Genomic DNA, 22,055 nt, shown 5'->3' with positions numbered 1-22,055 from the left:
TAGTAGCTGCCAGCGCTTTATGTATAAGCGCTGGCAGTCAAAAAGGCTCGAAGTTTTTTACTTCAGCAGACCAGCCGACTTGCCGGCGGCTTCAATGCCGTCGTAGTTCTTGGACTCGGTTGCCACGAACTTGGACGCTCGCTGCAGGTCCATGATGGCCTTGTGCTCGGGCTTGGAAGGGTCCAGCGCCAGGAAGGCGTCTTTCAGCTTCTTGATGACGGCGGGGTCCAGATCACCGCGCACCGTCCAGTTGTAGTCAAAGTAGGTGGGGGTGGTGGCAAACACGCGCACCTTGCTGGTGTCGACCTTTTTGGATTCGACCAGCTTGTCCCACACGGAGGTGTTCAGCACGCCGGCATCGGCCTTGCCTGCGGCCACGAAGGCCACGGTCGCATCGTGCGCGCCGGAGTAGGCCACGGTCTTGAAGTCTTTTTCAGGGTTCAGGCCGTCTTGCTGCAAAAAGAAGCGGGGCATCAGGCTGCCCGAGGTGGAAGATGGCGCGCCAAAGGCGAAGGTCTTGCCCTTGAGGTCAGCGAGGGTCTTGATGGCAGGGTCTGCCGTGATGAACTTGCTGGTGAAGACCGCATCTTCCGCGCGCTGCACGATGGGGATGGCTGTGCCGTTGGTGCGGATCTTGGCCTGCACATAGGTGAAGCCGCCCAGCCATGCCAAGTCCAGCTTCTTGGTGGCCAGAGATTCGACCACAGCGGCGTAGTCGGAGACGGGGGTGAACACCACCTTCATGCCGGTGGCTTGCGACAGGTATTCGCCCAGGGGCTTGAACTTGCGCTGCAGCTCGGTGGGGGCTTCGTCGGGGATGGCCGAGACGCGGAGCACGGCGGGGGTGTCGGCGTGGGCGCTGAAAGTTGCCAGAGAAGAAGCGGCCATAGCTGCCACGGCCAAGCCGCGCAGCGCCGTGCGGCGAGCGAAAGATTGCGTCATTGAAGTGTTCCGTTCAAAAAAGCCACCGCCGTCCGGTTACACGGCGGTTTAATAGGCCCAAGCCTTGCTTGTGGCGAATGAAAGACCATAGGCAGTACACCGACTGCTGGGCTCATTGTTACGTATTTGCTAAAACCACGGTGTGCTCTTTACTTAGATTGCATAGCAAAAAGCCCCGTAAAGACGGGGCTTGGAGCGCTAGCAGCTACTTGGCTAAGGGCGTTACCACTGAAGACTGAGTGAGTCGCCGCTGGTGCCGCCATCAAGGCTGGCGCATCTCCCGCGCATAGTGCTTGGGGTTGAACTGCGCCACCATCAGGCACACCAGTGCGGCAATGCCGGCCTGGTAAAGCCAGCCCACCGTCCAGCTGCCGCTGAGCTGCTGCAGCTGCGCCACGATCCATGGGGCCAGCGCCGCCAGAATAAAGCCTCCGCCCTGCATCAGCGCATTGAGAGCGCCAGCCTGGGTGGGGGATGGCAGATGATCCAGCGCCACCAGCATGTAGAGCGAGAAGCAGCCGCCCAGACCGATGCCCAGAATCACAATGCTGAGCGTGGGGGCAGCTGTGGGCCACAAAGCCATCAGTGCAAAGCCGACGGCTTGCAGCAGCAGGGCCACGATGATCCAGAGGCGGCGGTCTGCGCTGCGCGCCGCGAGCGCGGGCATGGTCAGGGCCGATGCGGCCTGAGCCACTGAAAGAATCGCCACCAGTGAGCCGCTTTGCGTCGCCGTCCAGCCATGGGTTTGATAAAAGGGCGCCAGCCATGCCACGGTGGAGGCATAGCCGCCATTCATCAGGCCAAAACTCAGCACCAGCAGCCAGGTGCGGCGGCGGCGCATGAGCCATGCGGTATCGCTGGCGACGGGCTGGCTATGTTTTGCAGCTGCCGTTGGCAGGGGCAGGCCGATGCGGCCCAGCGTATAAAAGGCCAGCGGCAGGGCGATGACCACGGGAACGGCCCACATGGCCAGTGAAGCTTGCCAGCTCATACCCCATTGAATGGCCAGCGGCGAGAGCTGCGCTCCAAAGGCACCGCCGCCCATCAGTGCTGCGGAATACAGGCCCATCATGAAGGGTACGTTATGCGGCGACTGGCGCTTGATCAGCCCCGGCAAAATGCTTTGCACCAAGGCCACGCCCGCGCCGCACAGGCCTGCTGTGGCAATCAGCACCATGCTGCTGGCACCGGCTATGCGCAGCGCGCAGCCCAGACCAATCAGCACCAGCGCGCTGACGATGGCTTGGCGCGCCCCCAGCCGCTGCAGGGCCGTGGGCGCAAGCCAGCCGCCCAGTCCCATCAGCACCATGGGCAGCAGCGTGAGCCAGGAGAAGGCGCGCAAATCCATGCCTGTGGCGTTCTGTATCACGGGGCCCAGCGGGCCGGGAGCCGAAAGAAACGGGCGCAGATTGATGGTGATGAGCACCACCACGGTCAGCCACAGCAGTGGCGAGACGCGTTGAGGATATGAGGACGATGCAGTCATGAAAATTCCGGCCCGGCCGCTGCGCTTGTGAAGTGACAAGGCTGCGATCAAAGGGCTTGCTGGCTTGTTGTATTCGTTTGTATGCCGAGGCACTGCGTGCTTGTAGCCGCTGCGCAGTGCATCCATGTCTTGGCCCGCTGCGGGGTATCAGCCTGTTTCAGGCGCAGGGCCAGGCGGCATCGCCGTACAGCTGCTCTGGGCTGATTCCTGTGTCAATACGGATGATGGGCAAGGGCGGTGGTGTCAGCGACAGGCGCAGGCGCTGATAAGTGCCTTCGCTGGACATGCCGTAAGGCGCGGCATCGTTGTTGTCGAAGGCGAAGAACACCTGCTCGGCCCCATTCATGACCAGCGCCGCAAGGCACATGGGGCAGGGGTGGCCGCTGGCATAGATGGACAGACCGGCAAGGCTGGGGTTGGAGCGCTTTTGCGTGCCCGCGCGAATGGCTTCCATCTCCGCATGGGTGCTGGGGTCGTGGCTGGCGATGATGTTGTTCACGCCTGTGGCGATGACCTCATCGCCCAGTGCCAGTACGGCGCCAAAGGGGCGACCGCCCTGCAGGCGATTGGCATGGGCCAGATACACGGCCTGACGCATGAGTTGTTGGTGCTTGGGTGTGCTTGTCATGACTATGAAATTTATAGCTGCTTGCGCATATCGAATATGCGTAGAGCACGGTTTTTGCATGAAGTTCCGAGCAGGTGAGTGCCTGCTGACAGCAGGGTACACCCGTACCACCAAGCCTGTAGTGACCTGCAGATCAAAGCTTTTTTGCGCAGATGGATGGGTTAGGGGGCGACAGACCTCCGCCCATTCTGCGCTGGCGTTATGACTGCGCCGTGTTGTCCAGCCCCGGTGCGCGGTACACCAGCACCTTCAGGCTGCATTCTTCATTCACGTCGGCAAACACGGGCGGGTTCGCCAGACGTTCCACAAACTTCAACTCGGGCGCGATTTCGGTCATCTGTTCGCGCAGGAAGGCGGTTCCTAGCTCGGGGGCGTTCAGGCACAGCAGCACCTGCCCTTCGGGCGCCAGCAGATCGGGAAGACGGCGCATCAGGCGGGCGTAGTCCTTGGTGGCGATAAAGCTGCCCTTTTGGTAGCTCGGTGGGTCCACCACAATCAGGTCATACAGGCCACCACGGGTGATCTTGCCCCAGCTGCTGAAAATGTCATGCGCCGCAAAGCTGGCTCCAGCCTTGACGCCGTTGATCTGGTGGTTGTGCTGGCCGGTGGCCAGTGCGGTCTTGCTCATGTCCATATTGAGCACCTGACCGGCACCAGCCAGTTTGGCGACGACGGAGAAAGCGCAGGTGTAGGCAAACAGGTTGAGTACCTTCATGCGCTCTGGCCGGCTGTGGGCCAGCACCTGCTGGCGCACCCATTCGCGGCCAGCGGCCATGTCGAGGAACAGGCCGTGGTTTTGTCCGCGAGAGATATGGATGAGGTACTTGGCACCGTTCTCGGTCACCACATGTGGCTCGGGCAGTTCGCCGGTCATGATGCGTGTTTCGACCCTGCCGCCGCTTTCGCGGGTCTGAAAAGCCCAGATCAGCGGCTGTTCCGCAGGGGCAATCTGCTGCCAACGTTGCTCAAGTGCCTGACCAATGACGGCCAGTTGTGCCTCATCCATGGGCGCAAAGCTGGTCAGCACGATGACAGGCGGGAACGCATCCAGAGAGATTTGTTCGCAGCCCGGATACAGCCCGCCCCGACCGTGAAAGATGCGCTGGGCATCGGTGCAATAGGGCATCTGGGCAATGGCGGCTAGCAGGGCTTGCATGGAATAAGACTTGGCGTATTGATCACTAAAGGGCGCCAGTGTATGCAGTTCAGCGCGCCTAGGCGTGTTGCTGAGTCATTCCTGCTGCTCAATCCAGACTCGCGAAAGTGCTTAATGGCGTTGGAAGTACGCCGCAGCGTTGCCAGGCAACTGCCCATCGAGTCCCCTTCTCGAGGGCAAGTTGCTCGCGCATGGAAATGCCCCACCGGCTTCCTGCAAAAAGCCATGAACGCATGGTTTTTGTGTAGGAAGTGGCCAAGGGCCTCGCCACGCAAGCTCAACCGCTGGGTGATGCGAGAGCAATTGCGTGCTTAGTGATACACCCGCCGCACATCAAAAAAGCAGCTTTCAGTGCCGCCAATACCTTGCAGACCGGCTTCTGCGGCGGCGCGGGCGGCTTTCATCCAGCGGCCAAACATGAGTTTGGCTTCTTCGGTGATTTCATCGGGCGGTGTGTCCTCCAGCCCTTGAACGAGAGAAAGCGCCTCGTTGACCTGATCTTCCCCCCCGAGCTGGTGAGTCAGTACGCGGGCGTAGCGCGCTTCGGCTTGCAGACGCTTGTCTTCGGGCAGTTCTGGGTAGTCGCAGAGGGAGACGGTGAAATGGGCTTCTTGCATGTCCATATATCCACAGTGTTTAGACTGTTTAAATATACAGCAAACAACTGTTTTTGTATCCAGCAACTGTAAATTTTTTGCACACTGACCATTGCATGATGGTCAATAAGCACCGCGTAGACTGGGCTGCATGAATCAAGTTGCCCCCTTGCCGTTCTTTGCCCATGCCTTGTTTGCCACGCGTATTGGCGTGTGCGGCATGGCCTGGAATGCTCACGCGGTTACGGCAGTGCAATTGCCGGAAGCGAGTTGCGCCGAAACACGCGAGCGCATGCTGCTGGGCTTGCACAAACGCCATGCGCTGCAGCCTGAGCGCGGGCCAGCGTCTTATGGCGCGCTCACCTCCCCATCAGAGGTGCCGATGTTTGCGCTGCAGGCCATGTCGGGTGTACAGCGCTTGCTGGCGGGAACAAACGCCGGGCCGGAGAAGGACTGGACTGATGTGTCCGCTGAAGATGCCTCTGTGGGTGTCTTGGGTGATATGCGCGATGTGTACCAGCCTTGCGCGGCAGATCTGGCTCAAGCCAATGGCCTCACTGCCTTGCCCGCACTGGAGCAGATTGCGCTTGATGAATTCACCGTGCCAGAGTTTCATTCGCGGGTCTATGCCTTTACGCGTGCGCTCAAGCCGGGGCAGACCGCCACTTATGGTGAGGTGGCCATGGCTTTGGGCGCACCCGGTGCTGCGCGGGCCGTGGGGCAGGCGCTGGGGGCCAATCCGTTTGCGCCGATTGTTCCTTGCCATCGCGTGCTGGCGGCGGGTGGCAAGCCCGGTGGCTTTTCAGGCGGGCAGGGGGCCTTGACCAAGCTGCGCATGCTGGAGATTGAAGGCGGTGCCTGGGGCGGCACGCTGTCCTTGTTTGCGGATTGAGCGGCGCGTTGCCACCTGCGGGACAGCACCGACACGCAGGTGACAAGTGCGCGCTTTTGCCGCCCGCACAATCCCTTCAGCCACCCATGCAGCCACAGAGCGCATTGGTCTTAGTTTTTGATTCTTGATAACAAGCAGGAGACATGGCAATGACACGTACGGTGCAGCAACTTTTTGACCTCTCGGGCAAGACCGCTCTGGTGACCGGTGGCTCGCGCGGGCTGGGTTTGCAGATGGCGCATGCGCTGGGCGAGGCGGGGGCCAAGGTCCTGCTGACGTCGCGCAAGGCGAATGACTTGCAGGAGGCCGCTGCCGAGCTCAAGGCCGCAGGCATCGAGGCAGACTGGATTGCCGCCGACTGCGCCGACGAGGGCGATATCGAGCGACTGGCCCAGCAGGCCGTGCAGCGCCTCGGTCATGTGGACATTCTGATCAACAACGCGGGTGCCAGCTGGGGTGCGCCTGCGGAAGACCACCCGACGGCGGCCTGGGACAAGGTGATGAACCTGAACGTGCGCGGCTACTTTTTGCTGAGCCAGCGCATTGCCCGCCTGTCCATGCTGGAGCGCAAGAGCGGCCGCATCATCAATCTGGCGTCGATTGCCGGGCTGGGCGGCAACCCCACTGGCATGAAGACGATTGCCTACAACACCTCCAAGGGAGCGGTGATTAATTTCACGCGCGCGCTGGCGGGTGAGTGGGGCGAGCATGGCATCACCGTGAACGCGATCTGCCCCGGTTTCTTCAAGACCAAGATGGCAGCTATCTTGATCGAAACCCTGGGCGAGGACGAGATGAAGTCCCATGCCCCGCTGCGCCGTCTGGGCGACGACGAAGATCTGAAGGGTTTGACCCTGCTGTACGCCAGTGACGCGGGCAAGCACATCACCGGTCAGTGGATGGCGGTAGATGGCGGCGTGAGCGCGCTGGTGGGCGGCTGAGACTGAGGAAAGGTGAAGCCGTGTTTTTGCGCCGCGTTGCCTTTTCCCCAAGTCTGGCGCGCTTACATTCACGGCTTTGCTGCCGCCCGCTGTAGTGCTAGCGGTGCTTCACTTTCCTGAAAGGTCTTGCGGTGTTGTCATTTGGTCCTGATATTCCTTTTGTGCATGAGCTGGGTTTCGTCCTTATCAAGGCGGAGAACGGCGAGTCTGAGCTGCAGTACACACCGCGCCCCGAGCATCTGAATTCCTTCGGTGTCACGCATGGCGGCGCGTCAATGACGCTGCTGGATGTGACCATGGCTGTGGCCGCGCGCAGCGTGGATTTTGAGCAGGGCATTGTCACCATCGAGATGAAGACCTCCTTCATGCAGGCTGCCAACGGCCCGCTGGTGGGCAAGGGCGTGATGCTGCACCGCACGGGCACCATGGCTTTCACCGAAGGCCGTATTTATGACGCGCAAGGCCGACTTTGCGTGCACGCCACGGGCACCTTCAAATACATGAAGCGCAAGCCCAAGGTGGATGGCGACGTGAATGGCGAATTGCGTCCGCTGGCCACGGATTGAGTGCAGGTATATCGCTCCTGTTTCAGGAGCTGGTAGCGCTGTCTCTATCTGGGCTTGATATGGATTGAGCTGTCCGTGCTTTGCGAATCAGGCGCTGGCAGCTATTAAATTTGAAATTTCAACGGAAGTTCACACAGGAGACAGGTCATGACGGTCAATCAGCAAATCCTTCTGGATAACCGCCCTCAGGGCGAAGCGGTGGAGAGCAATTTCAAGCTGGTGCAGTCGCCGCTGCCCACGGTGGGCGAGGGCGAAGTGCTGGTGCGCCACCACTATCTGAGCCTGGACCCCTATATGCGCGGCCGCATGAATGACTCCAAGAGCTATGCCCAGCCCCAGCCGCTGGGTGAAGTCATGCAGGGCGGCACGGTGGGCGAGATTGTGGAAAGCCGCCACCCCAAGTTTCAGGTGGGCGATAAGGTGGTCGGCATGGGCGGCTGGCAGGAATATTCGCTGGTCAACCCCAGCGTGCCCGGCGCGCTGCGCAAGGTTGATACCACCCACGTGCCGCTGTCCTACTACCTGGGCGCTGTGGGCATGCCCGGCGTGACGGCCTGGTATGGCTTGGTCAAGATCATCAACCCCAAGGCCGGTGAAACCGTGGTCGTCAGCGCCGCCACCGGTGCCGTGGGCAGTGCCTTTGCAGCGCTGGCCAAGGCGCGCGGCTGCCGCGTGGTGGGCATTGCTGGCGGGGCTGAGAAATGCCGCTATGCCGTGGAAGAGTTGGGTTTTGACGCCTGCATCGACTATCGCGAGCACCCCGACACCAAGACCATGGCCAAAGCATTGAAAGACGCCTGCCCGAACGGCATCGACGGCTATTTTGAAAACGTGGGCGGCTATATCTTCGATGCCGTGCTGCTGCGCACCAATGCGTTTGCGCGCGTGGCCCTGTGCGGAATGATTGCGGGCTACGACGGCCAGCCTTTGCCCATGGCCAACCCGGCTCTGCTGCTGGTGAACCGCATCAAGCTTGAAGGCTTTATCGTCAGCGAGCACATGGAAGTCTGGGCTGAAGCGCTGACCGAGCTGGGTGGTCTGGTTGCCGCCGGCAAGCTCAAGCCGCGCGAGACGATTGCCCAGGGTCTGGCCGCTGCACCCGCCGCATTTCTGGGTCTGCTCAAGGGCAAGAACTTTGGCAAGCAGCTGGTGAAATTGGTTTAACCCCCTGAGGCACTGCGTGCCTTCCCCCTTTCTCTACGCGCTGCGCGCTAGGGAAGGGGGACGACAGCCTCGCTGCGGGGCGGCCCTTGCTTGCTGTCCCTTGGTTGTGCCGCGCCGGTTTCGAGCGAGGCGACGCATCTGAGCTGCGTCCAAATAAATACGGAGACAAGAATGATCACGAATTTCAAGGGGAAGACGGCAGTTTTGACAGGCGCTGGTTCTGGCTTTGGGTTGGAGTGCGCGCGCATTGGCGCCAGCAAGGGCATGAACCTGGTACTGGTCGATGTGCAGCAAGAAGCGCTGGACAAGGCCGAGGCCGAACTCAAGGCTGCAGGTGCCAAAGTGCTGGCGCGCAAGGTTGATGTCTCGGATGCAGCGCAGATGGAGGCGCTGGCCGCTGAAGTGAAAGCCACGTTTGGCGCTCCGAACTTTGTGTTCAACAACGCAGGTGTAGGTGCGGGCGGTCTGGTCTGGGAAAACTCCGTGGCTGACTGGCAATGGGTGCTGGGCGTCAATGTCTGGGGCGTTATTCATGGCGTACGCCTGTTCACCCCCATGATGCTGGAAGCCGCCAAGGCCGATCCCGGCTTCGAGGGCCATATCGTCAACACGGCCAGCATGGCGGGCCTGCTGGCCCCCCCTAATATGGGCATCTACAACGTCAGCAAGCATGCGGTGGTGTCGTTGACCGAGACGCTGTACCAGGACTTGGCCCTGGTGTCTGACCAGATCAGCGCCAGCCTGCTGTGCCCGTTTTTTGTGGCCACCGGCATAGGCCATAGCGAGCGCAATCGCCCGCAAACGCTGGAAGCCCAGCCGCTGACGGCCAGCCAGAAGATCGGTCAGGCCATGACGGACAAGGCGGTGGGCTCAGGCAAGATCACGGCGGCCGAGGTGGCGCAGAAGGTGTTTGATGCCATCAGCACAGGCCAGTTCTATATCTACAGCCATCCGCAGGCGCTGGGTTCGGTGCAGGTGCGCATGGAAGATGTGGTGCAGGGCCGCAACCCCACTGATCCGTTTGCGCACAAGCCGGAGCTGGGCGTGAGCCTCAAGGCGGCATTGCGGGCCGCTTGATCAAGCATTGAAGACCAAAAGCCTTGCCTTTTCAGCAAGGCTTTTTTCATGGGGCCGGTTTGAGTTCGGCTTCAGTCGCGGGGCGCACCAATCTGAGCAGCAAGGCATTGCCCTTGCCCATATCGGGCGTGGCCTGCAGTGTTTCGGTGTTGACGGCCCATGCCTGCTGGGCGGACAGGCTGGAGAGGGTGTTGGACCGGTCCACCTGGCTGTAGTTGTAGCTGTTCACCCGCGCCGCGTTGACGGAGGCCGTGCCCGTCCAGTGCCAGTCGCGCGGTGCGCTGGGGAAGAGGGTGGGGTTCAGGCCCTGCGGTTTGCTGCTGCGGTCCAGTAGACGCTTGAGCTCGTTTACACGGGGCAGGCGCCAGCGCTGATCTTCTGCCTTGCTGCGCTCGGCTGCATGGGTCTGGGCTTGTTTGTAGTTAAAGACCTCGGCGCTGCCGGTGCAGACCTTGCCATTCCAGTCCATACCCTCAGCGCAGCGGGCCCAAGCCAGCTTGGCGCGGGTGTCGATCACGGATTTTCCGTCGGCAGCAATCTGAAAAGCAGAGGGCGAAGGCGTGGGCGCTGAATCCTGCGCGATGGCGGCGTTGCTCAGACCGCTGAGCAGACCAAGAAAAATCACAGGAGCGAAAACAGTTGTGAGCACGGCGACAGCAGAGGGTGAATTAGATGCCTGATTGTGCGCAGATCAGGCGTCAGCGTTGGTCTGATGACGGCCATGAAAGCGGCGCTATTGCTCAGACTTTGAGCCAGACCAAAGTGGCTTTGTGGCGTCAGAGCCAGCCGCCCCAAGAAAACGGCGTTCAGCACAAAAATCAAGTTACCACGACAATTGCCTCCCTATGCAAGCTTCTGTTTCCCTGCGTCTGGTCTTGATTTTGGGCCTGTTATCGGCCATCGGGCCGTTCGCCATTGATATGTATTTGCCCGCACTGCCTCAAATTGGCAGCAGCCTGGGTGCCGAGGTGGGGGCTGTGCAAGCCAGCCTGACCGCGTTTTTTCTTTCCATCGGTGTGGGTCAGCTGCTTTACGGCCCGGTCTCCGACATGGTGGGCCGCAAGCCGCCGCTGTACTTTGGCCTGACCGTGTTTGCCGCTGCCAGCGTGGGCTGTGCGCTGGCACCCAATATTGAAACGCTGGTGGCTTTTCGTTTTGTGCAGGGCCTGGGCGCTGCCGCTTGCATGGCTGTGCCACGTGCGGTGGTGCGCGATCTGCACACCGGCCACGCTGCGGCTCGCATGATGTCTTTGCTGATGCTGGTGTTCAGCGTCTCGCCGATTCTGGCGCCCCTGGTCGGCAGCGGCGTGATTGCCGTGGCTGGCTGGCGTGCGGTGTTCTGGGTGGTGGCTGCTGCGGCAGTGCTGGGCTTGATCGCGACCTGGCGCGGTGTCGAAGAAACGCGCACCGCCGAGGCGCGACTGGACAGCAGTCTGGGCGGCGCTTTGAAGGCTTACCTGCGCCTGCTGCGCGACTGGCATTACATGGGTCTGGTATTTATTGGCGGCTGTGCCATGGCGGGCTTTTTTGTCTATCTGGCGGGCTCGCCCTTTGTACTGATCAATTACTACGGCCTGTCTTCCACCGAATACAGCATGGCGTTTGCGCTTAATTCCATCGCCTTTATTGGCGCGTCGCAGCTGACGGGGCGACTGGGTCAGCGCTTTGGCTTGGTCAATGTGGTCAAGGCTGCGGCTTCTGCATCGGGCGTAACCATGGTTGCTTTGCTGATGTATTACCTGATAGGCGGCGAGCAGTTGATGGTGCTGATCGTGCTGTATTTCATTGCCAGCGCTTTCATGGGGCTGGTGATTCCCACGACTTCGGTGCTGGCGCTGGAAGAGCATGGCGAGATTGCCGGCACGGCATCTGCTTTGCTGGGCACGCTGCAAATGCTCAGCGGCGCGGCGGCCATGCAGATCGTGGGTCACTTCTCCAACGGCAAGCCCTTGCCCATGGTGACGGGCATGGCGCTTGGCGCGCTGGTTGGCGTGGCGCTGACCTGGATCACATTGGGCAAGACTGCCAGGGCGCGAGCAGCGCATGACTGATAGCGCTACTAAAGCAGGCACCACGCCTTACGACGGCTTGCCCGATGGCGTGCGTGGCCGGGCCATGCTGGTGATTATTCTGGGGCTCACGCTGTCGGTGCTGGACAGCAGCATCGTCAACCTGGCCTTGCCTGCCATAGCGCGTGAGCTGCAAGCCAGCTCGGCGCTTACGCTGTGGGTGGTCAACGCCTATCAGCTGGCGGGGCTGGTGCTGCTGCTGCCTCTGGCCGCCCTGGGTGAGCGCATGGGCTACCGGCGCATCTACCTGATGGGCATGGTGGTGTTTGTGATTGCCTCTGTGGCCGCCACGCTGGCCAATTCACTGAGCACGCTGATTGCCGCACGGGTGTTTCAAGGGGTTGGTGCAGCCGGTGTGATGAGCGTGAACGCTGCACTGGTGCGCCTGACCTATCCGCGCGCCATGCTGGGGCGGGGCATGGCGATTAACTCGCTGGTGGTGGCCACGTCTTCCATGGCCGGGCCTACGGTGGCAGCGGGCATTTTGTCGGTGGCCAGCTGGCCCTGGCTTTTTGCCATCAACGTGCCGTTGGGCTTGCTCACGCTGTGGATGGGCCGCAAGGCCTTGCCCGCCAACCCTGTGGTGAACAGCCAAAGCGAGCCAATTGCGCTGCTGGATGTGGTTCTCAATATTCTGATGTTTACGCTGCTCTTTCTGGGCGGCGAGCAGCTTGGCGTGCGCATGGGGCAAGAAAATGCAGCGGGCAGCTCGTTCATGCCTTCCGGCTGGTGGCTGTTGGGCGCGGGTGTAGCGGTGGGTTATGTCTACCTGCGCCGCCAGTGGCACAAGACTGCACCACTGTTCCCGGTGGACTTAATGCGTATTCCGGTGTTCAGGCTGTCCATGTGCGGCTCGGTCTCGGCCTTTTGCGCGCAGATGCTGTCGTACCTGGCCCTGCCGTTTTTGCTGCTGGAGGCACGTGGCCTGTCTCCCATTGAGGCGGGCATGCTGATCACGGCCTGGCCGCTGGCCACCATGCTCACCGCCCCCGTGGCCGGGCGGCTGATTGGCAAGTACCCCGATGGGCTGCTGGGCGGCATTGGCATGGCCATGTTTGCCACAGGCCTGTGGTTGCTGGCCGCCATGCCAGTAGATGTGGCGCACTGGGATATGGTTTGGCGCATGGTGCTGGCGGGTAGCGGTTTTGCGCTTTACCAGTCGCCCAATAATCACACCATCGTCACCTCGGCCCCTATGTCGCGCAGCGGTGCGGCGGGCGGCATGCTCAGTTCTGCCCGCATGACGGGACAGACGCTGGGCGCAGTGGTGCTGGCCACGATTTTTGCAATCTCTGGCGGGCACGGCGGCAACGCTGAATCGCTGGCTCTGGCAGTTGCCGGGGGCTTTGCCGCACTGGCCGGTGTGTTCAGCATGATGCGCGTGAGCAAGGCTCCGGCCGCAGCAGGTGCTCACAAACACTGAATTTGATTCAAAAAGAGCGATAGCCCTTTGGTGTAAAGCGCTGGTAGCTACTGATCTAGTAGCAAAATTGGGGCGGCTCTCTAGTCCGTTGAGATGACGTACGAGGAGCCGCCGTCATTTATATTGACGTGTCAAATATCAAGCGCTGCATGGCGTTTTCAGCACTGGCCATGGGGTACGCGTATTAGCTCCATGTCGTTGTTAGGTCGCCTGCTTTACATTTGATTCATATTGACGGCGCACAATGTTGATAAGTTCTTTAGATCAGACCGCACGATAGACACGTATGACGATTGACCAGCACGCTTCACTGAGCCCGCGCCGCAAGGCGCATTTTTCTTATCTGCCCAGTGCAAGCCCGCTGAGTTATCACCGCCCGAAATGGGCGCTGGCGCTGGGTACCGTGCTGATTGCTGGTGCACTGGCCGCTTGTTCTAAGCCCGCAGACGAACAAAAAGGCCCGCCCAAGACGGAGCCCAAGGTCGGCGTGGTGACCTTGCAGCCGCAAAGCCAGCAGCTGGATGCCAGCCTGCCAGGCCGCACCAAGGCCTTTATGACCGCTGAGGTGCGCCCTCAGGTCTCAGGCATCATTCAAAAGCGCTTGTTTACCGAAGGCGCTGTGGTCAAGCAGGGCCAGCCTCTGTATCAGATTGACCCAGCCTCTTTAAAGGCAACGGAAGCCAGCGCTATTGCTGCCGTGGCCAAGGCCGAGGCCAGCCAGCGCACGCTGGCCGCAACAGCCCGCCGCAATGCGGAGCTGGTGAAGATTGATGCCATCAGCAAGCAAGCGTTTGATGAAAGCCAGGCGGCTGCGGCACAGTCGGCATCCGATGTGGCGGTGGCCAAGGCCAATCTGGATACTGCGCGTATCAACCTCAAATACAGCCGCATTGAGGCACCCATTGGTGGCCGCATTACTTTGTCTGCCGTCACGCCCGGTGCACTGGTGACGGCCAATCAGGCGACTGCGCTCACCACCATCGTGCAGCTGGACCCCATGTATGTGGACTTCACCCAGTCTAGCAACGACCTGATGCAGCTCAAGCGTGATCTGGAGTCCGGCCGTTACCAGAAGGTGGATGGCGACAAGATCCCCGTGCGCATTCAGTTTGACGACGGCAGTGACTATGCCCAGCAAGGCAAGCTGGCGTTTGCGGGCGTGATCGTTAACGACACCACAGGCACCCTGACGCTGCGCGCTGAAGTGCCCAACCCGGATGGCCTGTTGATGCCTGGCATGTACGTGAAGGCCTTGCTGCCCACAGCGCTGGCCCCTGATGCGCTGCTGCTCCCCCAGCAAAGCGTGACGCGTGATCAGGCTGGTAAGCCCAATGTGATGGTGCTGGCCGAAGGCGATGTGGTGGAAAAGCGTGAAGTGCAGCTGGACCGCGCCGTGGGTGCGTACTGGCTGGTCAAGACCGGCCTGAAAGCGGGCGAGCGCGTGATGGTGGATAGCTTTCAGCGCACCAAGGCCGGTGACAAGGTCAAGCCCGAAGAGGTGGACATGAAGGCGAATGCCGAGCGCAAGAGCGTACGCGGCGAGCCGCCCGTGCAGGCCGCAGCCGATGCACCTGCCGCCAAGGCGCAAGCCAAGTAAGGCGGGGCAGCAGTCATGGCTCAGTTCTTTATCAACCGGCCCATTTTTGCGTGGGTCATTGCCATCGTCATCATGCTGGCGGGCGCGTTGTCTATTTCTTCGCTGCCGCTGGAGCAGTACCCCGACATTGCACCGCCGCGCGTGACGATCTCGTCGCAATACACAGGTGCTTCGGCCGAGACCGTGGAAAACTCGGTCACGCAGATCATCGAGCAGCAGATCAAGGGCATCGACAACATGCTCTATATGAGCTCGACCAGTGATGCGTCGGGCCGCTCGCGCACCACGCTGACCTTTGCGCCGGGCACGAATATCGACGTGGCTCAGGTACAGGTGCAAAACAAGCTGCAGGCCGCGATGAACCGCTTGCCCGATGCCGTCAAAAGCCGGGGCGTGTTTGTGAACAAGGGCGGCCAGGATTTTCTGGTCACTTACAGCTTCTACTCGCTGGACCCATCGGTGACCGATGTGGCCATTGGCGACTATCTGAACAGCAATCTGATTGATGTGATCGGCCGCCTGGAAGGCGTGGGCGACATCAACGTCTTCGGCTCTCCCTATGCCATGCGCATCTGGATGGACCCAGCCAAGATGGAGAAGTACGCGCTGATCCCTTCCGATCTGGTCAGCGCGCTCAATTCGCAAAATGCCCAGGTCTCGGCCGGGCAGCTTGGCGCTTTGCCTGCGGTGCAAAACCAGCAGCTGAACGCGACTATTACGGCGCGCACCAAGCTGCAGACGCCTGAGCAGTTCCGAGACATCGTGCTCAAGTCGGCCACCGATGGCTCGGTGGTGACGATGGGCGATGTGGCGCGTGTAGAGCTGGCGGCAGACAATTTGAATATTCAGGCCAAGCTCAACGGCATGCCCGGCGCGGGTATGGGCGTGATTCTGGCTGACGGTGCCAATGCCATGCAGGTGGCTGATGCGGTGGCGGCCAAGCTGGCTGAACTCAAGCCTTATTTCCCCAACCAGATTGATTATTTTGTGAGTTCAGACTCCACGCCTTTTGTGCGTGCGTCGATTCACGAAGTGGTCAGCGCTTTGGGCGAGGCCATGGTGCTGGTGGTGATCGTGATGTTCATCTTCCTGCAGAACTTCCGCGCTACCCTGATTCCGGCCATTGCCGTGCCCGTGGTGTTGCTGGGTACGTTTGGCGTGCTGTCGATTGCCGGTTACTCCATCAATACGCTGACCATGTTCGGCATGGTGCTGGCCATTGGCTTGCTGGTGGATGATGCGATTGTGGTGGTTGAGAACGTCGAGCGCGTGATGCACGAGACGGGCAAGTCACCCAAAGAAGCCACGCGCCAGTCCATGAGGGAAATTACGCCTGCGCTGGTGGGTATTGGCGTGACGCTGTCTGCTGTGTTCATCCCCATGGCCTTCTTCGGCGGCTCTACGGGGGTGATCTATCGTCAATTCTCCATCACCATCGTCGCGGCGATGGCGCTTTCGGTGTTTGTGGCGCTGACCTTGACGCCGGCGCTGTGCGCCACCTTGCTCAAAGCCCCCGAGCACCATGGTGGTGAAGGCCATGCGCGCCCCGTGCGTTCAGGCCCGTTGGGACTGAGCGACAAGTTCTTCAACTGGTTTAACCACAGCTTTGACCTGACGGCTTCGCGCTATCAGGGCTCGGTGGCCTATATGCTGCGCCGCTCAAAGCGGATGATGCTGGTGTTTCTGGCCATCTGTGCGGCCGTGTGGCTGCTGATGGCGCGTCTGCCCACTTCGTTCCTGCCTGACGAAGATCAGGGCTTTGTCTATGTCAGCGTGAACCTGCCCTCGGGCGCCTCGGATGCGCGTTTGCAGCAGGTGCTGGACCAGGTGCGCAACTACCTGCTCAAGCAGCCCGAAGTCACCAGCTTCAACCAGGTCTCAGGTCTCAATGGTGACCAGAGCTCGGCACGCGGTTTTGTGCGCTTGAAGCCCTGGGCCGAGCGCACCTTGTCTTCTCAGTCTTCGATTGCTGTGGCCCACCGCGCAACCAAGGAGCTGGCTTCCATTCGCGATGCCCGCGTGTTTGTGATGAACCCGCCTGCAGTGCGCGGCCTGGGTGCGAATGCGGGCTTCAACTTCATGCTCAAGGACATCAACGGCATAGGACACGATGCTTTGCTGGCTGCCAGCAAACAGGTGGAAGATGCCGCCCGCAAGAGCCCTGAGCTGACATCGGTGCGCACCACCAACCTGGAAGACGCCGCTGAGCTGCGCCTGGATATCGACGACCGCAAGGCAGCCGCGCTGGGCCTGTCGTATACAGACATCAACAGTGTGCTTTCCAGCGCCATGGGCGGCACCTATGTGAACGACTTCTTGAACAACGGCCGCGTTAAGCGTGTCTATATTCAGGGCGATGCGCCGCATCGCATGTTGCCGCAGGACATTGCCAAGTGGACGGTGCGCAACAAGAGTGGCGAGATGGTGCCTTTCAGCGCCTTCTCACGCACTTACTGGGCCTATGGCTCGCCCCAGCTGATGCGCTACAACGGCGCGCCGACCTATGAATTCATCGGCAGCGCAGCGCCGGGTGTCAGCTCGGGTGTGGCCATGAAGGTGGTCGAAGACATTCTCAAAACCCTGCCGCAAGGCATTGGCTATGAGTGGACGGGTGCATCGCTGCAAGAGCGCCAGTCGGGGGCGCAGGCTCCCATGCTGTATGCCATCTCGATTCTGTTCGTGTTCCTGTGCCTGGCAGCACTCTATGAAAGCTGGACGGTGCCGCTGTCCGTCATGCTGGCCGTGCCCCTGGGCGTGGTGGGCGCGCTGCTGGCCACTTATACGCGGGGCTTGACGAATGACGTGTACTTCCAGGTGGGTCTGTTGACCACGGTGGGTCTGGCATCCAAAAACGCCATTCTGATTGTCGAGTTTGCGGTGCAGCTGCAAGAGCAGGGCAAGAGCGTGTTCAACGCCACGGTGGAAGCCGTGCGCCTGCGCCTGCGCCCCATCTTGATGACATCGCTGGCCTTTGGCTTTGGTGTGATTCCGCTGGCCATTGGCACCGGTGCTGGCGCAGGTGGCCGTAACGCCATCGGCACAGCCGTGTTGGGCGGCATGGTGGCATCGACGGTGCTGGGCATCTTCCTGGTGCCGGTGTTCTTCCTGCTGATTCGCAGCTGGTTCAAGAGCCGCCTGCGCACTGACGACGAAGCTACAACCAAGGAGAGCGCAGCATGAGGCGCCTGAGCATGAATATTTCTGCTGTCGCTGCGGCCTGTGCGGCTGCGCTGCTGGCAGGCTGCAATCTGGCACCTGTCTATAAAACGCCCGATCTGCCTGTGCCTGAAACCGTATCGGCTAATGCCGCGCCGGTGCAGGCCAGCGAAGCTGCTTTGCAGCAGGCGCAGGCCCTGCAATGGCTGCAGTCGCCCCAGTTGCGCGATGTGGTGGCGCTGGCGCTGAGCAACAACCGCGATCTGCGCGTGGCGGTTGAGAGCATTGAGAAAGCACGTGCCCAGTACGGCATCACGCGGGCTGACCTGCTGCCGGGCATTACGGCTCAGGCGCAGGGCAACCGCACGCGCAGCGCGGCGGATTTGACGACGACTGGGCGCAGCACTATTAATGAGCAATACACGGCCCAGCTGGGTTTTGCCAGCTATGAGCTGGACCTGTGGGGGCGGATTCGCAACCTCAGCGAAGCATCACTGCAGCAGTTTTTGTTGAGCCAGGAAAACCAGCGCAATGTGCAGATCAGCTTGGTGGCCGATGTGAGCAATGCCTGGCTGACGCTGGCTGCTGATCAGGCTCGCCTGCAACTGGCAAAAGACACACTGGACAGCCGCATCAAGGCCTTCGAGCTGACGCGCAAGATGTATGAGCTGGGCTCTACATCGGGTCTGGTTCTGGCCCAGAACCAGACCACGGTAGACACGGCGCGAGGCGATGTGGCCAGCTATACCTCGCAGGTGGACAGAGACCGTAATGCGCTGCAGCTACTGGTTGGTGGCCCTGTGCCTGCCGCGTTGCTGCCCACAGCGCAGACGCTGATGAATGGCGCAGATACGGCGGCGCTGAAGGCCGTGCCTGTGCCCCTGCCATCGACTGTGCTGCTCAAGCGCCCGGATGTGCAGGCGGCTGAGCGCAATCTGCAAGCCATGAACGCCAGTATTGGCGCGGCACGGGCGGCCATGTTCCCCAGCATCACGCTGACGGGCAGCATAGGGACGGGCAGCAGTGACCTGGATCGTCTGTTTGGTAACAGCAATAGCACCTGGAGCTTTATTCCACTGGTGCGCCTGCCCATCTTTGATGGTGGCCGTAACCGTGCCAATGTGCAGGTGGCAGAGAGCAATCAGCGTATTGCACTGAGCCAGTATGAGAAGTCTGTACAGACGGCTTTCAGGGAAGTTGCTGACGTTCTGGCAGACCGCGCCCAGTGGGGCGAGCGCCTGTCAGCCCAGACCAGCATGGTGGCCAATACGCAAAAAGCGTTTGATCTGTCGAATGCCCGTTTCAAGGCTGGCGTGGACAATTACCTGTCTGTGCTGGATGCGCAACGCAGCCTCTACACAGCGCAGCAGACCTTGATTGGTCTGCGCCTGTCGGAGCAGCTCAACCGCGTGACCTTGTGGAAGGCGCTGGGCGGCGAGGAGACTGCACAGCAAAGCTGATCTTTGTGTGCGCTCAAAAGCAAAAGCCGCAGCTCGAAAGAGTGCGGCTTTTTTGATAGCGCCTTGCGCTTTATCAGTAAGCGATTGGAGCTGATTTTGTGCGAAATTCAGATTCAAGGCATCTTGAACAGCAAGGCGACCTGGAGTTGAAACAGGGTCTTGGCATTCATCGGCACTTCGGGGTGAATGACCGTGTTGTTCATCATGGCCATCCAGAGGGGGGCGAGCAGCAAAGCCGGGTGCTCAATCAGTTCAGGCGCCTTTAGCTCCCCGCGCTCAGCGGCCAACTGGGCGAGCCTGCTGAAATGCTCCAGCAAGGCATCGTTCACATAGCGGCGATACATTTGCGCCAGAAGCGGAAATTCCAGGCCTTCAGCGATGACCAATCGAGCAGTCGCAGAGCGACCGCTGCTGTCAATGACCTCTGCGGCTGCACCCACCGTGCGGAGCAGATATTCACCGACAGATTCATGCTCAAGCATGGGGCTGGATTGCAAGGCCACAGCTGCAGAGGCGATATGGGTCTGTATCACCGCTTCAAATAAGGCATCTTTGCTATCAAAGTAGCGAAACAGGGTGACTTTAGAGAGGCCTGCGCGCTGCGCCACCGATGCGGTGGTCCCACGCGCATAGCCATGCTCCAGAAACTCCTCAAATGCCGCCGCGACGATGTTGCGGCGCGTTGCCTGAGTCTTTTGTGGGCTGGGGCCACGCGGTGTGCGCTTGGGGCGTTCGAGGTCTAGTTGAGTCATGGCGCGAGAGAACTTGTTATAGAGCTTCTGGGCTTGTTCGGTATGGTTGCGAGGCGCTGACTGAGCCTGGCAAGGCTGAGCGGAAAAGAAGAACGCCTTACCCAGCTTGGCTGGAGATCATTTTGATATACGGCACTCACGCAATGATGGCACATTCGTCAAAATACTTTACTGGGGAGAAGCCGTAGTTCAGGCGCGCCAGCGCATCACCACCTGTGTACCGCCCCCCTGCCTGGGGTGAATGTGCAGATCTCCGCCAATCTCGCGCATGCGTTTGAACATGTTGATGACGCCGTGGCCGGATTGGGAGACATCGCTAAGCACGGCGCGAAGATCAAAGCCCTTGCCGTTGTCTTCCACACTGAGGCACCAGTCCCAGCCAAAACTTTCGGGGTCATCGCTCTCATAAGGCTCCAGAGTGACCCAGATGTCACTGGCATGCGCGTGCTCCAGGGTATTGCTGAGGCTGGTTTGCACCACGGCCAGAATTTGATGGGCAAGGCGGCCTTTGGGCAGGGTGCGGCTGGTGTGCCGCCCGATACCCAGTTCGGGATCGCAAAGCTGCCAGTGCAGGGTCAGACCTTTGCGCTGCAGCACCGGATCCAGCCTGTGGCGCAGCCGAGCCAGACGCATGGTGAGACTGTCGTCTTGCGCGTCCATGGAGTCCACAATCAGGCGCAAATCCAGCAAAGACCGCTCAAGCACCTCTTTGATGGGGCTGCCTTCGACGAGCGCTTGCCCATCCATCAAGGTCAAGGCCTGCACCAGCTGGCTGCCCAGTGTGTCGTGCAGGTCAGAGGCGATACGCTTTCTTTCCTCCTGAACCTCTCTGGAAGGGTGGACGCTGAAGCGCATTTTGGCTTTGATGACGCGATAGATTCTGGGCAGATAGCGGGATGCCATCACCAAGCCGATTAATGCAGCCAAAATGCTGATGAACATAAACCAGGTTTTATCTCGTATGGAGATAATGAAACACCAGCATAGAATGACACTGACCTGCAGCAGATTAGCTGCAGACCTGAGTCCAAGACTGCGTAGAGATTCCATATCAACCTCAAAAATGGTTGATTAACGGCTGAATTGATTAGGCTATAGCGAGCCTATGTAGGTATTTTTATATCAATCCTCGTAAAGAGGCTGCTCTCACTGCATGGGCTCTTGTTTTGGCTTGCAACTTTCTATACATATTTTTTACATGTGTGGAAACAGTCAGTGTGCTTATTTTTAAATAGCTTGCTATTTCTGGGGAACTATATCCGCAGGCAATCAGCTTCAATATTTCAATTTCTCTCTCAGAGAGTTTTTCTTCTTCAAGGAAATTTGAAGCTGGCATGCTTAATGGGTGGGTTTTCTCTAGCCGGGAAAGCATTTTTTTTGCCAGAGATGGGGTGATGGATGCTCCGCCATTAGCAACTTGCAAAACCGCTTGCGAATAGTCTCCAAACCAGGAGTTTTTTAACAAGTACCCCACGGCGCCTTTCTCAAAAGCCTGAAAAACTTTGTCATCTCGCTCCGTCACTGACACCACAATGCTAAGGACATGGGGGCGGGTCTGGTTGACAAGATCGAGCAGTTCCAGACCTTCTCCGTCACCAAGGTTTAAGTCCACGATCAGCACATCGAAGTCCTGAAGCGGGATGTTCTTGCGCGCCTCTCTCAGGCTGGATGCCTGGCCTACGAGCAAGGTTCGAGAGTCACCCATGAGCTCCTGGGCAATCACCCTGCGGATGTGGCTGTCATCATCTACCACGAAGACCCGCACAGGCTGGCTTTGTTGCCCCACCATGTGCATGGGCCACATGTGTGTGTTTGCAGGGTGTGCGGAGTCTCCTGTACCGCTGAAGGATGCGGGGCAAAAAGAGGTTTGAACAGCGGACATGGTTCACTCCCTGCTGACAAGTGGAAAATTTACGACCTGATTTGGAAGTTAAATTATGAAATTTTAAAAATCTATATAAATTGTTAATTCAATGTTTTTTTTACCAAAATTACAAAAATTCACTTCTAATTATTATTGGATATTGATTATATAAAAACACTATTGATTTCTTATTTGTGATTGAATTGTTCAATTCATGTGTTAAATCATATTGGGATGCAATTTTTATTGTTTTTATGAAGAAAAAATTGACTGGCCTTTAAAGGTT

General features: G+C 59.6%; 19 protein-coding genes. 10 read left to right on the top strand and 9 right to left on the bottom strand.

Features of this window, described 5'->3' with window-relative positions:
• Positions 1-57: 57 nt before the first annotated feature.
• The 5 genes from RSF91_RS10795 to RSF91_RS10775 all read right to left on the bottom strand — a co-directional run bounded on the left by RSF91_RS10795 (position 58) and on the right by RSF91_RS10775 (position 4,829).
• Positions 58-942, bottom strand: coding sequence for a putative selenate ABC transporter substrate-binding protein (locus tag RSF91_RS10795; RefSeq protein WP_332568421.1), 885 nt, complete (start codon positions 940-942; stop codon positions 58-60).
• 262 nt (positions 943-1,204) lie between these two features.
• Positions 1,205-2,428 carry a cyanate transporter gene (locus RSF91_RS10790; RefSeq protein ID WP_332568420.1) on the bottom strand — a complete coding sequence of 408 codons (1,224 nt, stop codon included), beginning with the start codon at positions 2,426-2,428 and terminating at the stop codon, positions 1,205-1,207.
• A 157-nt stretch (positions 2,429-2,585) separates the two neighbouring features.
• The gene (locus RSF91_RS10785; RefSeq protein ID WP_332568419.1) at positions 2,586-3,056 is read right to left on the bottom strand and encodes a nucleoside deaminase; all 471 of its coding nucleotides are present in this window, start codon (positions 3,054-3,056) and stop codon (positions 2,586-2,588) included.
• Positions 3,057-3,255: 199 nt separating this feature from the next.
• A complete protein-coding gene (locus RSF91_RS10780; RefSeq protein ID WP_332568418.1) occupies positions 3,256-4,212 on the bottom strand; it encodes a class I SAM-dependent methyltransferase in 957 nt (318 codons plus the stop codon).
• Between the two features lie 311 nt (positions 4,213-4,523).
• On the bottom strand, positions 4,524-4,829 hold the full coding sequence (locus tag RSF91_RS10775; RefSeq protein WP_332568417.1) for a hypothetical protein: 306 nt from the start codon (positions 4,827-4,829) through the stop codon (positions 4,524-4,526).
• A gap of 130 nt (positions 4,830-4,959) precedes the next feature.
• Between RSF91_RS10775 and RSF91_RS10770 the strand changes: the two genes are divergently transcribed.
• From RSF91_RS10770 to RSF91_RS10750, 5 genes are all read left to right on the top strand, one after another.
• Positions 4,960-5,700: an MGMT family protein gene (locus RSF91_RS10770; RefSeq protein WP_332568416.1), complete on the top strand. Its 741-nt coding sequence runs from the start codon at positions 4,960-4,962 to the stop codon at positions 5,698-5,700.
• Between the two features lie 149 nt (positions 5,701-5,849).
• A complete protein-coding gene (locus RSF91_RS10765) occupies positions 5,850-6,641 on the top strand; it encodes an SDR family oxidoreductase (RefSeq protein ID WP_332568490.1) in 792 nt (263 codons plus the stop codon).
• Between the two features lie 131 nt (positions 6,642-6,772).
• Positions 6,773-7,207 carry a PaaI family thioesterase gene (locus tag RSF91_RS10760; RefSeq protein WP_099736718.1) on the top strand — a complete coding sequence of 145 codons (435 nt, stop codon included), beginning with the start codon at positions 6,773-6,775 and terminating at the stop codon, positions 7,205-7,207.
• Positions 7,208-7,354: 147 nt separating this feature from the next.
• Positions 7,355-8,371, top strand: a complete 1,017-nt coding sequence (locus tag RSF91_RS10755; RefSeq protein ID WP_332568415.1) for an NADP-dependent oxidoreductase — start codon at positions 7,355-7,357, stop codon at positions 8,369-8,371.
• A gap of 171 nt (positions 8,372-8,542) precedes the next feature.
• On the top strand, positions 8,543-9,448 hold the full coding sequence (locus RSF91_RS10750; protein WP_332568414.1) for an SDR family oxidoreductase: 906 nt from the start codon (positions 8,543-8,545) through the stop codon (positions 9,446-9,448).
• A gap of 46 nt (positions 9,449-9,494) precedes the next feature.
• On the opposite strand, the gene RSF91_RS10745 is transcribed toward RSF91_RS10750, so the two are convergent.
• On the bottom strand, positions 9,495-10,097 hold the full coding sequence (locus RSF91_RS10745; RefSeq protein ID WP_332568413.1) for an Lcl C-terminal domain-containing protein: 603 nt from the start codon (positions 10,095-10,097) through the stop codon (positions 9,495-9,497).
• Between the two features lie 196 nt (positions 10,098-10,293).
• On the opposite strand from RSF91_RS10745, the gene RSF91_RS10740 reads away from it, so the two are divergent.
• The 5 genes from RSF91_RS10740 (at position 10,294) to RSF91_RS10720 (ending at position 19,153) form a co-directional block, all read left to right on the top strand.
• Complete coding sequence (locus RSF91_RS10740) at positions 10,294-11,499, top strand: multidrug effflux MFS transporter (RefSeq protein WP_332568412.1); 1,206 nt, start codon at positions 10,294-10,296, stop codon at positions 11,497-11,499.
• The gene (locus tag RSF91_RS10735) at positions 11,492-12,940 is read left to right on the top strand and encodes an MFS transporter (protein ID WP_332568411.1); all 1,449 of its coding nucleotides are present in this window, start codon (positions 11,492-11,494) and stop codon (positions 12,938-12,940) included. The genes RSF91_RS10740 and RSF91_RS10735 overlap by 8 nt, the downstream gene beginning before the upstream one ends.
• A 286-nt stretch (positions 12,941-13,226) precedes the next feature.
• Positions 13,227-14,537 carry an efflux RND transporter periplasmic adaptor subunit gene (locus RSF91_RS10730; RefSeq protein ID WP_332568410.1) on the top strand — a complete coding sequence of 437 codons (1,311 nt, stop codon included), beginning with the start codon at positions 13,227-13,229 and terminating at the stop codon, positions 14,535-14,537.
• Between the two features lie 15 nt (positions 14,538-14,552).
• The gene (locus tag RSF91_RS10725) at positions 14,553-17,717 is read left to right on the top strand and encodes an efflux RND transporter permease subunit (RefSeq protein ID WP_332568409.1); all 3,165 of its coding nucleotides are present in this window, start codon (positions 14,553-14,555) and stop codon (positions 17,715-17,717) included.
• On the top strand, positions 17,714-19,153 hold the full coding sequence (locus RSF91_RS10720) for an efflux transporter outer membrane subunit (protein WP_332568408.1): 1,440 nt from the start codon (positions 17,714-17,716) through the stop codon (positions 19,151-19,153). Before RSF91_RS10725 ends, RSF91_RS10720 begins: the two co-directional genes overlap by 4 nt.
• Positions 19,154-19,266: 113 nt before the next feature.
• Here RSF91_RS10720 and RSF91_RS10715 read toward each other — a convergent pair whose 3' ends face one another.
• The 3 genes from RSF91_RS10715 to RSF91_RS10705 form a co-directional block, all read right to left on the bottom strand.
• Complete coding sequence (locus RSF91_RS10715; protein ID WP_332568407.1) at positions 19,267-19,905, bottom strand: TetR/AcrR family transcriptional regulator; 639 nt, start codon at positions 19,903-19,905, stop codon at positions 19,267-19,269.
• A gap of 189 nt (positions 19,906-20,094) precedes the next feature.
• Positions 20,095-20,847 (bottom strand): sensor histidine kinase, encoded by a 753-nt coding sequence (locus RSF91_RS10710; protein WP_332568406.1) that lies wholly within the window; start codon positions 20,845-20,847, stop codon positions 20,095-20,097.
• Between the two features lie 175 nt (positions 20,848-21,022).
• Entirely contained in the window at positions 21,023-21,787 is a 765-nt protein-coding gene (locus tag RSF91_RS10705) for a response regulator transcription factor (protein WP_332568405.1), read from the bottom strand.
• Positions 21,788-22,055: the final 268 nt, after the last annotated feature.

Origin of the sequence: Comamonas sp. (assembly GCF_036643215.1) — a bacterium.
Taxonomy (GTDB): Bacteria; Pseudomonadota; Gammaproteobacteria; order Burkholderiales; family Burkholderiaceae_C; genus Comamonas.
The sequence above is the reverse complement of the archived record's forward strand: the minus strand, read 5'-3'. Positions and strand labels throughout refer to the sequence as shown.

What these genes read in the sequence shown, in the direction of transcription:
- RSF91_RS10795 (WP_332568421.1), bottom strand. Translation starts at nt 942, where the DNA reads ATGACGCAATCTTTCGCTCGCCGCACGGCGCTGCGCGGCTTGGCCGTG.
- RSF91_RS10790 (WP_332568420.1), bottom strand. Translation starts at nt 2,428, where the DNA reads ATGACTGCATCGTCCTCATATCCTCAACGCGTCTCGCCACTGCTGTGG.
- RSF91_RS10785 (WP_332568419.1), bottom strand. Translation starts at nt 3,056, where the DNA reads ATGACAAGCACACCCAAGCACCAACAACTCATGCGTCAGGCCGTGTAT.
- RSF91_RS10780 (WP_332568418.1), bottom strand. Translation starts at nt 4,212, where the DNA reads ATGCAAGCCCTGCTAGCCGCCATTGCCCAGATGCCCTATTGCACCGAT.
- RSF91_RS10775 (WP_332568417.1), bottom strand. Translation starts at nt 4,829, where the DNA reads ATGCAAGAAGCCCATTTCACCGTCTCCCTCTGCGACTACCCAGAACTG.
- RSF91_RS10770 (WP_332568416.1), top strand. Translation starts at nt 4,960, where the DNA reads ATGAATCAAGTTGCCCCCTTGCCGTTCTTTGCCCATGCCTTGTTTGCC.
- RSF91_RS10765 (WP_332568490.1), top strand. Translation starts at nt 5,850, where the DNA reads ATGACACGTACGGTGCAGCAACTTTTTGACCTCTCGGGCAAGACCGCT.
- RSF91_RS10755 (WP_332568415.1), top strand. Translation starts at nt 7,355, where the DNA reads ATGACGGTCAATCAGCAAATCCTTCTGGATAACCGCCCTCAGGGCGAA.
- RSF91_RS10750 (WP_332568414.1), top strand. Translation starts at nt 8,543, where the DNA reads ATGATCACGAATTTCAAGGGGAAGACGGCAGTTTTGACAGGCGCTGGT.
- RSF91_RS10740 (WP_332568412.1), top strand. Translation starts at nt 10,294, where the DNA reads ATGCAAGCTTCTGTTTCCCTGCGTCTGGTCTTGATTTTGGGCCTGTTA.
- RSF91_RS10735 (WP_332568411.1), top strand. Translation starts at nt 11,492, where the DNA reads ATGACTGATAGCGCTACTAAAGCAGGCACCACGCCTTACGACGGCTTG.
- RSF91_RS10730 (WP_332568410.1), top strand. Translation starts at nt 13,227, where the DNA reads ATGACGATTGACCAGCACGCTTCACTGAGCCCGCGCCGCAAGGCGCAT.
- RSF91_RS10725 (WP_332568409.1), top strand. Translation starts at nt 14,553, where the DNA reads ATGGCTCAGTTCTTTATCAACCGGCCCATTTTTGCGTGGGTCATTGCC.
- RSF91_RS10720 (WP_332568408.1), top strand. Translation starts at nt 17,714, where the DNA reads ATGAGGCGCCTGAGCATGAATATTTCTGCTGTCGCTGCGGCCTGTGCG.
- RSF91_RS10715 (WP_332568407.1), bottom strand. Translation starts at nt 19,905, where the DNA reads ATGACTCAACTAGACCTCGAACGCCCCAAGCGCACACCGCGTGGCCCC.
- RSF91_RS10710 (WP_332568406.1), bottom strand. Translation starts at nt 20,847, where the DNA reads ATGTTCATCAGCATTTTGGCTGCATTAATCGGCTTGGTGATGGCATCC.
- RSF91_RS10705 (WP_332568405.1), bottom strand. Translation starts at nt 21,787, where the DNA reads ATGTCCGCTGTTCAAACCTCTTTTTGCCCCGCATCCTTCAGCGGTACA.